The organism is Georgenia deserti, assembly GCF_042680605.1.
In the GTDB taxonomy this organism is placed as follows: domain Bacteria; phylum Actinomycetota; class Actinomycetes; order Actinomycetales; family Actinomycetaceae; genus Allobogoriella; species Allobogoriella deserti.
The window spans coordinates 91551-106285 of record NZ_JBHUEE010000010.1 but is presented as its reverse complement, the minus strand read 5'-3'; the positions used below and the strand labels follow the sequence as shown (position 1 = coordinate 106285).

Annotated in this window: 14 protein-coding genes; 3 read left to right on the top strand and 11 right to left on the bottom strand. The window is 70.7% G+C overall.

The window, feature by feature from the left end; all coding sequences use genetic code 11:
* Positions 1–172: 172 nt before the first annotated feature.
* The 7 genes from era to hrcA all read right to left on the bottom strand — a co-directional run bounded on the left by era (position 173) and on the right by hrcA (position 7137).
* Positions 173–1165, bottom strand: coding sequence for a GTPase Era (gene era / locus ACFSE6_RS16825; RefSeq protein WP_388009951.1), 993 nt, complete (start codon positions 1163–1165; stop codon positions 173–175).
* A gap of 10 nt (positions 1166–1175) precedes the next feature.
* Entirely contained in the window at positions 1176–2456 is a 1281-nt protein-coding gene (locus ACFSE6_RS16820) for a hemolysin family protein (RefSeq protein WP_388009948.1), read from the bottom strand.
* A 10-nt stretch (positions 2457–2466) separates the two neighbouring features.
* Entirely contained in the window at positions 2467–2919 is a 453-nt protein-coding gene (gene ybeY, locus ACFSE6_RS16815; protein WP_388009945.1) for an rRNA maturation RNase YbeY, read from the bottom strand.
* A gap of 10 nt (positions 2920–2929) precedes the next feature.
* The gene (locus tag ACFSE6_RS16810; protein WP_388009942.1) at positions 2930–3997 is read right to left on the bottom strand and encodes a PhoH family protein; all 1068 of its coding nucleotides are present in this window, start codon (positions 3995–3997) and stop codon (positions 2930–2932) included.
* A gap of 115 nt (positions 3998–4112) precedes the next feature.
* Positions 4113–4865 carry a 16S rRNA (uracil(1498)-N(3))-methyltransferase gene (locus ACFSE6_RS16805; RefSeq protein ID WP_388009939.1) on the bottom strand — a complete coding sequence of 251 codons (753 nt, stop codon included), beginning with the start codon at positions 4863–4865 and terminating at the stop codon, positions 4113–4115.
* 41 nt (positions 4866–4906) lie between these two features.
* Positions 4907–6049 carry a molecular chaperone DnaJ gene (dnaJ, locus tag ACFSE6_RS16800; protein ID WP_388009936.1) on the bottom strand — a complete coding sequence of 381 codons (1143 nt, stop codon included), beginning with the start codon at positions 6047–6049 and terminating at the stop codon, positions 4907–4909.
* A 62-nt stretch (positions 6050–6111) separates the two neighbouring features.
* A complete protein-coding gene (gene hrcA, locus ACFSE6_RS16795; RefSeq protein ID WP_388009933.1) occupies positions 6112–7137 on the bottom strand; it encodes a heat-inducible transcriptional repressor HrcA in 1026 nt (341 codons plus the stop codon).
* A gap of 352 nt (positions 7138–7489) precedes the next feature.
* On the opposite strand from hrcA, the gene ACFSE6_RS16790 reads away from it, so the two are divergent.
* On the top strand, positions 7490–8386 hold the full coding sequence (locus ACFSE6_RS16790) for a DUF3097 domain-containing protein (protein WP_465254179.1): 897 nt from the start codon (positions 7490–7492) through the stop codon (positions 8384–8386).
* Positions 8387–8392: 6 nt separating this feature from the next.
* Here ACFSE6_RS16790 and ACFSE6_RS16785 read toward each other — a convergent pair whose 3' ends face one another.
* The 4 genes from ACFSE6_RS16785 to lepA form a co-directional block, all read right to left on the bottom strand.
* Entirely contained in the window at positions 8393–9337 is a 945-nt protein-coding gene (locus ACFSE6_RS16785) for a hypothetical protein (protein WP_388009930.1), read from the bottom strand.
* A gap of 66 nt (positions 9338–9403) precedes the next feature.
* Positions 9404–10693, bottom strand: coding sequence for a radical SAM family heme chaperone HemW (gene hemW / locus ACFSE6_RS16780; protein ID WP_388009927.1), 1290 nt, complete (start codon positions 10691–10693; stop codon positions 9404–9406).
* Positions 10693–11352, bottom strand: coding sequence for an MOSC domain-containing protein (locus ACFSE6_RS16775; protein WP_388009924.1), 660 nt, complete (start codon positions 11350–11352; stop codon positions 10693–10695). Before ACFSE6_RS16775 ends, hemW begins: the two co-directional genes overlap by 1 nt.
* Positions 11349–13223 carry a translation elongation factor 4 gene (gene lepA, locus ACFSE6_RS16770; RefSeq protein ID WP_388009921.1) on the bottom strand — a complete coding sequence of 625 codons (1875 nt, stop codon included), beginning with the start codon at positions 13221–13223 and terminating at the stop codon, positions 11349–11351. The genes ACFSE6_RS16775 and lepA overlap by 4 nt, the downstream gene beginning before the upstream one ends.
* 145 nt (positions 13224–13368) lie before the next feature.
* On the opposite strand from lepA, the gene ACFSE6_RS16765 reads away from it, so the two are divergent.
* Together ACFSE6_RS16765 and ACFSE6_RS16760 are read left to right on the top strand one after the other, a co-directional pair.
* The gene (locus ACFSE6_RS16765; protein ID WP_388009918.1) at positions 13369–13959 is read left to right on the top strand and encodes a hypothetical protein; all 591 of its coding nucleotides are present in this window, start codon (positions 13369–13371) and stop codon (positions 13957–13959) included.
* Between the two features lie 196 nt (positions 13960–14155).
* The gene (locus ACFSE6_RS16760) at positions 14156–14566 is read left to right on the top strand and encodes a type II toxin-antitoxin system PemK/MazF family toxin (protein WP_388009915.1); all 411 of its coding nucleotides are present in this window, start codon (positions 14156–14158) and stop codon (positions 14564–14566) included.
* Positions 14567–14735: the final 169 nt, after the last annotated feature.

Sequence of the window (14735 nt, the reverse complement as noted above, 5' to 3'; positions counted from 1 at the left end):
AGAAGCCGAGTTCTATCCGGCTCCTCCTCAGCTCCGTTCCGGGCGGGACGCTCGTTCCTCACGCCCACCCTCCACTGCGCTTTCGTCAGAAGCCGAGTTCTATCCGGCTCCTCCTCAGCTCCGTTCCGGGCGGGACGCTCGTTCCTCACGCCCACCCTCCACTGCGCTTTCGTCAGAAGCCGAGTCGGCCGAGGAGCTTGGGGTCGCGCTGCCAGTCCTTGGCCACGCGCACGTGGAGGTCCAGGTAGACCCGGGTACCGAGGAGGGCCTCGATGCCCTTGCGGGCCCGCGTGCCCACCGCACGCAGCCGCTCCCCACCGCGCCCGATGACGATGGCCTTCTGCGATGACCGTTCAACGTAGATGCTCACGTGGACGTCCAACATGGGCGGACGGGGATCATCCTCGGCGCGAGGGCGTTCGATCACCTCGTCGACGAGGACCGCCAGAGAGTGCGGCAGCTCGTCCCGCACTCCCTCAAGCGCCGCCTCACGTACGAGCTCGGCGATCATCACCTGCTCGGGCTCGTCGGTCAGCTCTCCGGCCGGGTACAGCGGCGGGCCGGCCGGCAGGTGGGCGAGCAGGACGTCGGTGAGCACGTCGATCTGCTCACCGGTGATGGCCGAGACCGGCACGATGTCGGCGAACTCCCGGTGCTCCCGCCCCAGGCGGTCGACCGCCAGAAGGTGTTCGGCAAGGCGTTCGCGCGGCACGGCGTCCGCCTTGGTGGCGACGGCCACGAGCGGAGTGCGCTGGTCGGCGAGATCACGGGCGATGTGCCGGTCGCCGGGCCCGATCTTCTGGTCGGCCGGCAGGCAGAAGACGATGACGTCCACCTCGGCCAGCGTCTCGGCGACCAGGTCGTTGAGGCGTTGTCCCAGCAGCGTGCGCGGCCGGTGCAGGCCGGGCGTATCGACCAGGACGAGCTGACCGTCCTCACGGTGCACGATGCCACGCACCGTGTGGCGGGTGGTCTGGGGACGCCCGGAGGTGATCGCGACCTTCTCCCCCACCAGCGCGTTGGTCAGGGTGGACTTGCCGGCGTTCGGACGGCCGACGACGCACGCGAATCCGGATCGGAACCCTTCCGGCCAACCCGACGCGGGCACCAGTCCGGCGAGCGCGTCGGCGTCCGCCGGCAGCTCGCTCTCGTCCGGGAATCTCATGCCCACATCCTCATGCCTCGCCATTGTCCTGCGTGACCGCCGCGCGCGAGACCAGCAGTGTCGAGACGCGACGACGGCGTCCCTCGACCCGCTCGGCGACCAAATGCAACCCGAGCACATCCGCCTGCGCGCCGGCCAACGGCACCTTGCCCAAGGTCTTGGCGAGCAACCCGCCGACCGAGTCGACGTCGTCGTCGCTGATCTCGAGGCCGAACAGCTCGCCCACCTCGTCCGCCGGCATCCGCGCGGGGACCCGGTATCTCCCCTCACCGACCTCCTCCACCTCGAGCTCACCGACGTCGTGCTCGTCGACCATCTCACCCACGAGTTCCTCGAGTAGGTCCTCGATGGTCACCAGCCCCGCGATGCCGCCGTACTCGTCGACGACGACGGCGATGTGCACGCTGCCGGCCTGCATCTCCCGCAGGAGGTCGTCGACCGGTTTGGTCTCCGGCACGAACGTCGGCTCGCGCATGACGTCCCGGGCAGTCAGTCCGTCCGCCCGTTCCGAACGGTGCAGCCGGCCCAGAATGTCCTTGAGGTACAGCACACCCAGCAGGTCGTCGGTGGACTCGCCGACCACCGGGACGCGCGAGTAACCCGACTTGGTGAACAGCCGCATGGCCCGCGACAGCGACTCGTCGGCGTCGATCGTGACCATGTCCGTGCGGGGCACCATCACCTCGCGGGTGCGGGTCTGCCCGAGCCGGAAGACCGACTGGAGGAGTTCGCGCTCGTCCTCCTCGATCTCCTCGGACTCGCTCACCCGGTCGACCATGTCGCGCAGATCGTCCTCGCGCTCCTCGCGCGCCTCCAGGTCCGTGCGGCTCGACCGTGGCCACACTCGAGCCCAGGCCCGGGCGAGGGAGGCACCGACGGAGGCGAACACGGACAGAACCGGATGCAGCACGCCGAGCACCCCGGACGGGTGCCGTTGGCCGAACCGGCGCGGCGAGAGCCATACCACGACGGCGAGCAGCAGGGCCGTCACGGCGACCGCGACCAGCAGGATCTGCCACCACACGTGCAGCAGGTCCGCGACCGCGAGCGTGAGGCAGACGGCCGCCGTCATCTCCGCGAGCACCCGCACGAAGGCCACCACGCCGAGGGCGTCCTCCCGGCGGTCCAGCAGCATTTCGACCGCCTGGGCGCGTGACTCGGGCCGCATCTCGGCGGCAGCGGCTCGGGTGATGCGCTCGAGCGCGGCCTCCGCCGCACTCAACGTCGCACCGACCAGCAGACCGAGCAGGGTGAGCGTGAGCAGACCCCATTCGGGGATCTCACCGTTCATCGAGAGCGCGTCACCGTCCGGCCAGGAAGGTGAGGAGCAGCTGACGCTGCAGTGCGAACATCTCCTTCTCCTCCTCTGGTTCGGCGTGGTCGTAGCCAAGCAGGTGGAGGATGCCGTGGGTGGTCAGCAGCAGCAGCTCCTCGACGGTCGAGTGTCCCGCCTTCTTCGCCTGGGCCGCGGCCACCTCGGGGCACAGCACGATGTCGCCGAGCGTGCCTTCGACGGGCTCCTCCCCCGCTCGGCCTGGCCGCAGCTCGTCCATCGGGAAGGAGAGCACGTCGGTGGGGCCCGGCTCGTCCATCCACCGCTCGTGCAGCTCGGCCATGACGTCGCTGGTGACGAAGAGGATCGACAACTCAGCCTGCGGATGGACGTGCATCTCGTCGAGCACGTAACGGGCGAGCGCCGCGAACTCTTCACCGTCGACGGCGTAACCGGATTCGTTGGTGACCTCGGTCGTCATCTCCGCCCTCTCAGCTGCGGGTCGGGCGTCGGTGCTGGTTCCTGCCGCGCTGCCCGCCGGCCGCCGTGGTCGTCTGCGTCGCGTCCCACCGCTCATACGCGTCGATGATGTCCCCGACGAGCCGGTGCCGGACGACGTCGGCGCTGGTGAGCCGGCAGAACGTCACGTCGTCGATCCCCTCGAGGATCTCCTGGACCACCCGCAGCCCGGAGCGGGTGCCGGCAGGCAGGTCGACCTGGGTGACGTCCCCGGTGACCACGACCTTCGAGTCGAAGCCGAGCCGGGTGAGGAACATCTTCATCTGCTCGGGCGAGGTGTTCTGGGCCTCGTCGAGGATGATGAAGGAGTCGTTCAGTGTCCGCCCACGCATGTAGGCCAGGGGCGCCACCTCGATGGTCCCTGCAGCCATGAGCTTCGGGATCGACTCCGGCTCCAGCATGTCGTGGAGCGCGTCGTAGAGCGGGCGCAGGTACGGGTCGATCTTGTCCGTCAGTGTGCCGGGCAAGTAGCCCAGGCGTTCGCCGGCCTCGACGGCCGGACGGGTGAGGATGAGCCGGCGGATCTGGCGCGCCTGCAGGGCGCCGACCGCCTTGGCCATCGCCAGGTACGTCTTGCCCGTACCGGCCGGCCCGATGCCGAACGTGATGGTCGAGTCCTCGATGGCGTCGACGTAGCGCTTCTGCCCGAGCGTCTTCGGGCGGATGGTGCGGCCTCGCGCGGAGAGGATGTCGGTGGTGAACACATCCGTGGGCCGTTCCGGCGCGGCGTCCCGCAGCATGGAGACGGCACGGTCGACGGCGTCGGCGCTGAGCGGCTGTCCGGTGCGCGCCACCGAGACGAGCTCCTCGACAAGCCGTTCGGCGACCTCCACCTCCCCGGCCGGGCCGGTGAGGGCGACGACATTGCCGCGCACGTGCACATCGACGGACGGGAATCCGCGTTCGACGGCGCGCAACGCCTCGTCGCGCTGGCCGAGGAGGACGACCATCGGGACGTTCTCCGGGATGGTGACCTGGCGCAGGACGTGGCCGGCGGGGAGTCCGCCGGCGTCGGCGTCCGATGCGGGGTGCTGCGACATGGTGGCGGGCGGGTGCGCCCTGTTCTCCCTTGTTTCGGGTCTGCGCCGCGGTGTGCGGCGCGTCATCAGGATATCGGCACGGGCCGGATCGGGTCGGACCGTTTTCCGCGCCCGATCAGTCCCACCGGCCCAGCCGGGAGGCGAGGACGGCCAGCGCAGCAGGGCCTGCGGTCGAGGTGCGCAGCACGTGCGGTCCGGCGAGCACCGCCCGGGCACCCGCCTGCTGCAACGCGGCGAGTTCGACGTCGGTGATCCCGCCTTCCGGGCCGACGACGACGGCGACCTCGCCCGCCTCCGGCAGCAGGGCCGCCGTGAGTGACTCGGCGGCCTCCTCGTGCAGGACGAGCACCGTCCCGCCCCCGGCGAGCATGGCGGTGACGACAGCGGTCAGGTCCCCGGTCGCCTCGTGCACGGTCGGCACGCGGGCGCGCCGTGACTGCTTGGCCGCCGAGGCAGCGATCGCCTGCCACCGGATGCGTCCCTTCTCGGCCTTCGCGCCGCGCCAGAGCGAGACCGACCTGGCGGCCTGCCACGGGACGATCGCGTCAACGCCGAGTTCAGTGGCCGCCTCGACCGCCTGCTCGTCCCGTCCCCCCTTCGCGAGGGCCTGGACGAGCACCAGCCGGACCGCCGGCGACTCGTCGGTCGCGACCGCGGACACCGTGACCGTGAGACGGTCACGGCTCACGTCGGCGACGGTGCCGGTCACACGCAGGCCGGCGCCGTCGACGAGATCGATCTCTTCGCCGGTACGGATGCGGCGAACGGTGGCGGCGTGGCGGCCCTCGTCCCCGCCGAGGACCACCGTGCCGCCGGGCGCTGCGGGATCGAGCTCACCGGCGGTGGCCAGGAAGACGGGGCGGGTCATCGGATGTGCCGGATTCAGCCGGATGTGCGGGCCTGGTCCGCTCAGTGACCGGCGAACTTCTCGCGCAGGCGCGAGAACATCCCCGAGCCGGTCGCGGCCAGCCGCGGCTCGGGCCGCTCCTCGCCGCGCAGTTCGGCCAGTTCGCCGAGCAGTTCACGCTGCCGATCGTCGAGACGCGTGGGCACCTGAACCTCGACGTGGACGTGTAGGTCGCCGCGTCCAGGGCGCTGCAGATGGCCGACGCCGAGTCCGCGGAGGGTGTACACCTGTTCCGGTTGCGTCCCCGGGGCGATGTCGATCTCCTGCTCGCCGTCGAGGGTGTCCAGGGTCGTCATGGTGCCCAGCGCGGCGGCGGTCATCGGGACCGGCAGGGTGCAGTGCAGGTCGTCCCCGCGCCGGACGAACACGGGGTGCTCGCGCTCGTGGATCTCGACGTACAGGTCGCCTGCAGGTCCGCCCCCAGGACCGACCTCGCCCTGCCCGCTCATCCGGATCCGGGTGCCGGTCTCGACGCCTGCAGGAACCTCGATGGTCAGGGTCTGGCGAGTCCGGACGCGGCCCTCGCCCGCGCAGTCCTGGCACGGCTCCGGGATGACCGTGCCGTGCCCCTGGCACGCCGAGCACGTCGTCGTGGCCATGACCTGCCCGAGGAAGGACCGGGTGACCCGCTGCACCGAGCCGCGGCCGTGGCAGACCTCGCAGGTGCGTGGGGACGTTCCGGGGCGGCAGCAGGTGCCCTGGCAGGTGGGGCAGACCACGGCGCTGTCGACCTGCACCTCCTTGGTGGAGCCGAACACGGCGTCCGCCAGGTCGATGTCCAGCCGCAGCAGCGCGTCCTGCCCCCTGCGTGCGCGCGGGACGGGGCCTCTGCTCGCGCCGCCGGCCCCGGCACCGAAGAACGTCTCGAAGATGTCGTTGAAACCCCCGAAGCCGCCGCCGAATCCGCCGGCGCCGGCGCCCCCGGCCTGGCCGTTGACCGCAGCCTCGCCGCCCATGTCGTAGAGCTGGCGCTTCTCCGGGTTGGACAGCACCTCGTAGGCCCGCCCGATCTCCTTGAACTTCTCGGCCGCTTCCGGACCCGCGACGTCGGGGTGGTGGGTACGTGCGAGCTTGCGGTAGGCCTTCTTGATCTCCTCCGCGCTCGCCTGGCGGGACACGCCGAGGATCTCGTAGTAGTCGTTCACCGGGTCACTCTCTGCTGGGGTCTGTGCTCACGTGGTGCAGGCGCGTGGGGATCCCGGCCGGATCATCCGGCCAGGATCCGGGAGAGGTACCGGGCCACGGCACGCACCGCCGCCATGGTTCCGGGGTAGTCCATCCGGGTGGGTCCCAGGACGCCGAGCCGGCCGACGCCCTCGGAAGGATCCTCCCCACCGTAGAGGCTCGTGACAATGGACGCCTCAGACAGTGCCTCGTCCTCGTTCTCCGAGCCGATGCGCACCGCCAGGGCGTCCTGCGACATCTCGGAGAACAACTTGAGCAGGACGACTTGTTCCTCGAGAGCCTCGAGCACCGGGGTGATCGTCCGGGAGAAGTCGACGTCCGCCCGCGCGAGGTTCGCCGTGCCCGCCATGACGATCCGCTCCTCGGCGTCCATCCGCAGCGTGTCCTGGAGCTGGCGGGCCACGGCCTCGACAAGTGGGCGCTGCTCCGGGGCGAACTGCTCGGGCAGGGCGTCCAATTCCGGCGTGATGACCTCGGGCCGGCGGCCGGCGCTGATGACGTTGAGGCGGGCGCGCAGCTCGGCGAGCACCTGGTCGTCGAGCTCCCGGTCGGGGGCCGTCTCCACCGTGCGCTGCTCGACCCGGCCGGTATCCGTGATGATCACCACGAGGAGACGGTGCGGCGTCAACGGCACCAGTTCGAGGTGCCGCAGGCTCAACCGCTTCAGCGACGGGTACTGGACGACAGCGACCTGGTGGGTGAGCTGCGCCAGCAGGCGGACGGTCCGCTCCACGACGTCGTCGAGGTCCACCGCCTCGTCCAGCAGACCCTGGATGGCGCGACGTTCCGCTGCTGAGAGCGGCTTGACACTGTCGATCCGATCAACGAACAGGCGGTAACCCTTGTCCGTGGGGACCCGGCCGGCCGACGTGTGCGGTTGCGCGATGAGGCCGTTCTCCTCAAGAACGGCCATGTCGTTACGGATGGTCGCCGGCGACACGCCGAGGCTGTGCCGCTCGACGAGGATCTTCGACCCGACAGGCTCCCGCGTGGCGACGTAGTCCTGCACGATCGCGCGCAGCACGTCGAGTCGGCGGTCGTCGCTCATCGCTCCTCCTCCCGGCTGCGGTTCCGGCACACCATGTCAGCACTCACGCACTCAGAGTGCTAATTCTACTCGCCCATCCGCCGGCCGTGCCGCGCCCCCTCCGCTCCCCCACTGGAAACCGACACCACCGACCTACCTACGCTGCACGCTCGTCGACCTCATGCCCGATGGTCGGTCTCCTCGCCCTGGCGCTCCCCCACCTGAAACCGACACCACCGACCTGCCTACGCTGCACGCTCGTCGACCTCGTGCCCGATGGTCGGTCTCCTCGCCCTGGCGCTCCCCCACCTGAAACCGACACCACCGACCTGCCTACGCTGCACGCTCGTCGACCTCGTTTAGCCTGCGGGACGTGACTCCCCCTGATCGCTACGGCGCCGACGTGCTGTCTTCCGATCCGCACCGCTCCGGGGCGTACGCCCACCGTCCCCGGTCCACGACGGCGGCCGCGGAGCCCGGGCTGGTCGTCGAAGAGGTGGCCTCCGGATGGGTCGGCGCCGTGGTGCGGGTGGAGAAGTCCGGCGGAATGCAGCTCGTCGTGCTCGAGGACCGTCATGGCGCGCGGCGATCGTTCCCGCTCGGCGCCGGCTTCTGGATCGACGGCAAGCCGGTCACGCTCACCGCTCCCGCACGGCCTCGCCCCGAGTCAGGTCCCCGCACCGCCGGCGGCCGCCGGTTGACCGCGTCCGGCTCGGTGGCTGTCGAGCAGAAGCGGGCACGCGTGGCACGGGCCTCCCGGATCTGGGTCGAGGGACGGCACGACGCCGAGCTCGTGGAGAAGGTCTGGGGTGATGACCTCCGGGTCGAGGGTGTGGTCGTCGAGATGCTCGACGGCGTCGATCACCTGGAGGCGGTCCTGCAGGACTTTGCGCCGTCGCCGGACCGCCGGGCCGGAGTCCTGGTGGACCACCTCGTGCCCGGCTCGAAGGAGCAACGCATCGCCGACCGTGTCCGTCGCCGCCCCGGTGGTGAGGATGTGCTGGTGCTGGGGCACCCCTACGTGGACGTCTGGCAGGCGGTGCGCCCGGACCGGCTCGGCCTGCGAGCCTGGCCGGACATCCCGCGCGGAACGGACATCAAGTACGGCACGCTCGCCGCCCTCGGCTGGCCGCACGCCGACCAGGGGGACGTGGCGCGAGGCTGGAAACGGATCCTTGGCACGGTGCGCAGTTACAAGGACCTCTCCCCGGCGCTCCTGGGCCGGATGGAGGAGCTGATCGACTTCGTCACGGCCGTCCCGGAACGCTGACGCGGCTCAGGGCAGCACGCCCGCGCTGCCGGGCTGGTTGATCACCCCGGACGTCAGTCCGCGGTAGACGTACGCCGAGGCGAGGATCACCAGCGGGAGCGTGACCAGGAGGCCGACGAGCAGGGCCAGCGCACCCACGATGGCCATCCCGATGGCGGTGAGCAGCAGCAACAAGGACGCGCCCGGCCCACGGACCACAATGCGAAAACTGCCGACGATCGCGTCGATCGCGTTCGCCCGCTCGTCGATGGCGACGTGCAGGTAGAACATCCCGAGCACGGCGACCACAAGGCCGGGGATGATGAGCAGGATCAACCCGATGCTCGTCAGGACCGACATGATCACGGCGGCGAGGATGGCGTGCAGCAGGTTGGGGATCCTCGGAAGGTCGCCGAACCGGACGTGATACCCGTCGGTCGTCCGCAGGGCGGCACAGACGAGGGCGGCACCGAGAACCCAGTTGATGATGTCGAACACCACGCCCACCGCCCACGCGGTGGGGCCGGCCCACCCCGGGATGAGCGTGTCCGTCACGGAGGACTCGGCGGGTCCACGGACGCTCGCGACGATCTCGTCGCCGATCCAGCCCACCACCGCGATCACGACGATCCCGACGATCCAGATGGCCGGGTTGGCTTTGAATCCGTCCCAGGCGAACCGGTAGGCGTCACCGATGGAGACCGACGGCGTGCCCGACGGCCGGGTGTCGCCCCACCCGGGCGCGTCCCGGCCCGGACGCGAGGCGCCGGCGTATCCATCCGGGTCGCCGAACTCGCCGCGGTCGTCGCCGGTGCCGGTCGGCCCCTGGCCGTACCCGGGCGCGCCGTACCCGCTCTGCCCGTAACTCGCGCTCGGGCCGTACCGCGGCGGCTCGGCACCGCCCTCGGGCGGTGGTCCGTCCGGCTCACGCGGAGGTTGGTCACGCGAGTCGTCGTTCGGCCGTTGGGTCATCTCATGGGCTCCTTCGTCGGGCTCGACGGCCACAAGGTACCGGCTCCCACACTCCCCGGCAGGAGGTCAGGTCAGGGCGCGTACGACGGCGTCCGCCAGCAGGCGTCCCCGGAGCGTGAGGACCACTCGTCCGGCGCGCGCGTACTCGGCATCGACGAGCCCTTCGCTCACGAGTTCCTCAAGTACCCGGCCGCGACGCACCCAGCCGCTGTCCGCCAGGTCGCTGCGCAGGTCAAGTCCCTCGGCGATGCGCACGCCGAGCATGATCCGTTCCAGCTCTCGGGTGTCCTGATCGAGGATCTCGCGTCCGGCGGCAGGGCTGAGTCCGTGGTCGAGCTTGTGCGCGTAGGCGCGGGGGTGCTTGAGGTTCCACCACCGCACCCCGCCGACGTGGCTGTGCGCACCCGGACCGAAGCCCCACCAGTCCTGGCCGCGCCAATACGCCAGGTTGTGCCGAGAGGCGTGACGCAGCCGACGGCCCGGGCCGTCGGCGCCCGCGTCGGTGGCCGAGACGCGTGCGAAGTTCGAGACCTCGTACCACCGGTAGCCGGCGGCGGTGAGCACCTCGTCGGCGAGTTCGTACTTGCGGGCGGCGTCGTCGTCATCAGGTGGCGGCAGCTCACCGCGGCGGACCTGGGCCGCCATCTTCGTACCCGGTTCCACCACCAATGCGTACGCCGAGATGTGGTCAGGTTCCATGGCCACTGCCGCCTCGAGGCTGGCGCGCCAGTCGTCCACCGACTCGCCGGGCGTGCCGTAGATGAGGTCGACGGAGACCTCGAGGCCCGTCTCGCGGGCGGCTCGCACCACCACCGGGAGCTTTGCCGGGTCGTGTGTGCGGTCCAACGTGGCCAGGACCGACGGCACCGCGGACTGCATGCCGAACGAGACGCGGGTGAATCCAGCGGCGGCCAACGCCTGCAGATCATCCGCATCGACCGAGTCCGGGTTGGCCTCGGTCGTCACCTCGGCCCCGTCGGCCAGCCCCCAGGTGTCGCGGACCGCGCCGAGCATGGCGCTCAGGTCCGCCGGCGGGAGCATCGTCGGGGTCCCGCCGCCGACGAAGACGGTGGCGACGGACCGCCGCGGCATACCGGCGTCAACCAGCTCCGGAGCGGCGAGCACGCCCGCGGCGAGATCCACCTCGCGGCGGATGGTCTCGGCGTAGTGCTCGGCGCTGGCGCCCCCTCCGAGCTCGGAGCTGACGTAGGTGTTGAAGTCGCAGTAGCCGCACCGCACGCGACAGAACGGGACGTGCAGGTAGACGGAGAACGCTCGCTCCGCCGCGCCCTCTGCCGCGGAGACGGGCAGCGCCCCGTCCCCGGGCGGGGTCTCTCCTTCGGGCAGCGCCGGCATCAGCGCTGCGCGGCGCGGGTCACGTGGTCGCGTAGGTACTCGGCCATGGTCCAGCCGTTCCCTTGCTCGGCGTCCAGCAAGGCGCGCGCCAGGTCCGGTGTCCGCTCGGTGAACCATCCGGAGACGGTGACGCCGTGGTCGGGCCGGTCGGTGACGACGACGGTATCCCCCGCCCGCACGTGCCCGGGTGTGATGACGCGCAGGTAGGCGCCGGTTCGACCACGCTCGGTGAAACGGCGTACCCACCGGTCCTGGCCGAGCCAGCGCCCGAATGTGGCGCACGGGGTGCGCGGACCGGTGACCTCGAGCTCCAGCTCTGCACCGATGCGCCAACGTTCGCCGATGACGGCGTCGTCCACCGCCAGGCCGGCGGTGCGCAGGTTCTCCCCGAACCGTCCCGGTCCGATCTCTTCGCCGAGGTCGGCGGACCACCGGGCTGCCTCGGCGGCGTCGTAGACGTACACGGCCTTGTCCGGACCGCCGTGGTTCGCGCGGTCGGCCTGGACGTCGCCCCGCAGTCCGAACCGGCCGACCCGGACCGGCTCGGTCACCGGACGCTTGTCGATGGCAGTCACGCCGACGGCACCGGCGTCGCCGTGCAGGTCCCCCACCCGGCACACGTGAGTGACGACGGGCGAGGAGGTTCCGGCCGGCGTCACTTGCTCTTTCCTGTCGGCGCGTCGGACGTCAGGGCGGCGACGAACGCCTCCTGCGGCACCTCCACGCGACCGACGTTCTTCATCTTCTTCTTGCCTTCCTTCTGCTTCTCCAGCAGCTTGCGCTTGCGTGTGATGTCACCGCCGTAGCACTTGGCAAGCATGTCCTTGCGCAGGGCGCGGATGTTCTCGCGGGCGATGACTCGCGACCCGATCGCCGCCTGAATGGGCACCTCGAACTGCTGCCGTGGGATGAGCTCCTTGAGCTTGCCGGCCATCGAGACCCCGTAGGAGTACGCCTTGTCTTTGTGCACGATGGCCGAGAACGCATCGACCTGCTCGTGGTTGAGCAGAATGTCCACCTTCACCAGGTCGGCCTCCTGCTCGCCGTCCGGCTCGTAGTCCAGCGACGCGTATCCCCGCGTCTTGGATTTCAGCTGGTCGTAGAAGTCACCGACGATCTCCTGCAGCGGGAGGATGTAGCGCAGTTCCACCCGGGACTCGGACAGATAGTCCATACCCTGGAGGTTGCCGCGCCGACCCTGGCACAGCTCCATGATCGCGCCCACGTACTCGCTGGGCGCCAGCACGGTGGCCCGCACGACGGGCTCGCGGATCGTGGCGATCTTCCCCTCGGGGAACTCGCTGGGGTTGGTCACGCGGGACGTGGTCCCGTCCTCCACCGTGATCTCGTACGACACGTTGGGTGCGGTGGAGATCAGCGCGAGGTCGAATTCGCGCTCCAGACGCTCGCGCACGATCTCCAGGTGGAGCAGCCCGAGGAAGCCGCAGCGGAACCCGAATCCGAGCGCCACCGAGGTCTCGGGCTCGTAGACCAGCGCCGCGTCGTTGAGCTTGAGCTTGTCGAGGGCGTCCCGGAGCACCGGATAGTCCGAGCCGTCTACCGGGTACAGGCCGGAGAAGACCATGGGCTTCGGCTCGCGATAGCCGGCGAGCGCGGCGTCGGCCGAACCGGATGCAGCGGTCACCGTGTCACCGACCTTGGATTGGCGCACGTCCTTGACGCCGGTGATGAGATAGCCGACCTCGCCCACGCCGAGGCCGTCAGTAGGACGCGGTTCCGGTGAGATGACGCCGATCTCGAGCAACTCGTGGGTGGCGCCGGTGGACATCATCTTGATCCGCTCGCGGGGACTGATGCGCCCGTCGACGACTCGGACATAGGTCACCACGCCGCGGTAGGTGTCGTACACCGAGTCGAAGATCATCGCGCGGGCGGGGGCGTCCGGCTCGCCCTCCGGCGCCGGTACCTCCGTCACGATCCGGTCGAGGAGCTCTGTCACGCCCTCGCCGGTCTTGCCGGAGACCCGCAGGCAATCCTCCGGCTCGCCCCCGATGAGGTTCGCCAGCTCCTCGGCGTACCGCTCGGGCTGGGCGGCGGGCAGGTCGATCTTGTTCAGCACCGGAATGATGGCGAGGTCGTTCTCCATGGCCATGTAGAGGTTGGCCAGGGTCTGGGCCTCGATGCCCTGGGCCGCGTCGACGAGGAGGATCGCGCCCTCGCACGCCGCGAGCGACCGGTTGACCTCGTAGGAGAAGTCCACGTGTCCGGGCGTGTCGATCATGTTCAGGGCGTAGGGCTCGCCGTCGATCCGCCATGGCATCCGCACGGCCTGCGACTTGATGGTGATCCCGCGTTCGCGCTCGATGTCCATCCGGTCGAGGTACTGGTCGCGCATCGCACGCGCCTCGACGACCCCGGTCAGCTGCAGCATCCGGTCCGCGAGGGTCGACTTGCCGTGGTCGATGTGCGCGATGATGCAGAAGTTGCGCAGCAGCTCGGGCGGGGTCGCGGCGGGACGGAGGTCCGTCGCCGTGGCGTCCGCCTTCCGGCGGTGCGGAGCGGATGACACGCGTTTCCTTCGGGGGTCGGGGATGCTGCGGGCACCGTCCATGGTCCCATGCCGGCAATAGCTCCGTCGGATCGGCACGACCGTGGCTGTTCGCCCTGGGACGAGCCGGACCCGCGGCCCGCCGGGACGTGCGAGGCTGGTTGACATGTCCAGCCCCCGGCCGGCGACGGCGGAGATGCTCAACCGGGTTGTCCCCACGCTCGTGCGGGTCACCCGCCGTCCGGGTGCGCTCCTGCTGGCCTGGGCCGGCGGTGCGGTCACCCTGTTCGCGGTCCTCGGCGTGCTCCTCGGCCTCGGTGCCGTCACCTGGGTCGGGTGGCTCCCGTTCGCTCTCGCGGTGGTGCTGGCGGTGCCGGTCGTCGTGCTGGCGGTCCGGCGGGCCCGGTTGCAGCGGCGCACGCGCGGGCTCGAGATGCAGGTCGTCGACGGCGCGGGTACCTCGACCGGTGTGGTGATGGTCGGTGAGGAACCCACCGACGGCGGGCGCCGGACCATGGAGCAGGAGCAGGCCTTGCTCGATGCCGCGGCCGCGGAGTCGGCCGTGCGGACCGCACGGTTCCTCCCGCGCCTGGAGGCGGCACAGCGCGCTGCGCGGGTGGCCGCCGGCGGAACCGTCAACGCGCCGTACCTGGCCGACGATCTGCGCGTCACCGTGCTCGCCCTGGTCGGCACCCTCGCGGCGATCCCGCTCGGTCTGCTCGGGGCCTTCGTCACCGTGCTGCTACTGGCCGGCTGAGCCGTTCCTAGCCGGGGCACCGCCTGGCTGTCGGGACGGTCACCGTATGCTCACCGCCATGAGATCTGCGCTCAGGCGGGCTGTGCGCGCCCTCGGCCGGACGGCTGTTCGGGCGGCCCGGAACGCGGGACGTCCCTCCCCCAGGCCGGGACCGCCGCGTACAGCAAGCCCCGGCGCTGCCGCCTCTCGAGGAGTGGTGACCTACGACGTCGATCGACTCGGCCTGCCACCCCTGGAGTACCGCCCGCTCCCGGACGCGTTGCCCGACCCGGGCGAGGTCGTCTGGACCTGGATTCCGTACGAGGACGACCCGACACGCGGCAAGGACCGGCCCGCCGTCGTCCTCGCCCGGCTGCCGGAGGGTCTGCTCGTCTCGCAGATGACGTCCCAGGACCATGACCGGGACGCCACGGACGAGGCGCGTTTCGGCCGGTACTGGATCGACGTCGGTGCCGGGCCGTGGGACCGCCGGGGCCGCCCCAGCGAGGCACGGCTGGACCGCATGCTCGTGGTCCAGGCCGCCGCGGTCCGCCGGGTGGGGGGCGCGCTCGCCGAGAACCGCTACCACGAGCTCGTCGATGCGCTGACGGCGCATCACGCACATTGAGCCGACTTGTCCCTGGCGCGCCTCATGACGCGGCTGATGAGAGGCCCGTCACGTGCGTCCCAGCTCGATGGCCGGAGCCCTCGGCTGCTAATATCGACGTTCGGGTCAGCGCCTCGGTCGGGGCATGGCCCGGCAGGCGGCCAACCACGAGGTACCCCCACGCCCCAGT

Coding starts and splice junctions, on each gene's coding strand:
- era (WP_388009951.1), bottom strand. CDS start 1,165: ATGAGATTCCCGGACGAGAGCGAGCTGCCGGCGGACGCCGACGCGCTC.
- ACFSE6_RS16820 (WP_388009948.1), bottom strand. CDS start 2,456: ATGAACGGTGAGATCCCCGAATGGGGTCTGCTCACGCTCACCCTGCTC.
- ybeY (WP_388009945.1), bottom strand. CDS start 2,919: ATGACGACCGAGGTCACCAACGAATCCGGTTACGCCGTCGACGGTGAA.
- ACFSE6_RS16810 (WP_388009942.1), bottom strand. CDS start 3,997: ATGTCGCAGCACCCCGCATCGGACGCCGACGCCGGCGGACTCCCCGCC.
- ACFSE6_RS16805 (WP_388009939.1), bottom strand. CDS start 4,865: ATGACCCGCCCCGTCTTCCTGGCCACCGCCGGTGAGCTCGATCCCGCA.
- hrcA (WP_388009933.1), bottom strand. CDS start 7,137: ATGAGCGACGACCGCCGACTCGACGTGCTGCGCGCGATCGTGCAGGAC.
- ACFSE6_RS16785 (WP_388009930.1), bottom strand. CDS start 9,337: ATGACCCAACGGCCGAACGACGACTCGCGTGACCAACCTCCGCGTGAG.
- hemW (WP_388009927.1), bottom strand. CDS start 10,693: ATGCCGGCGCTGCCCGAAGGAGAGACCCCGCCCGGGGACGGGGCGCTG.
- ACFSE6_RS16765 (WP_388009918.1), top strand. CDS start 13,369: ATGTCCAGCCCCCGGCCGGCGACGGCGGAGATGCTCAACCGGGTTGTC.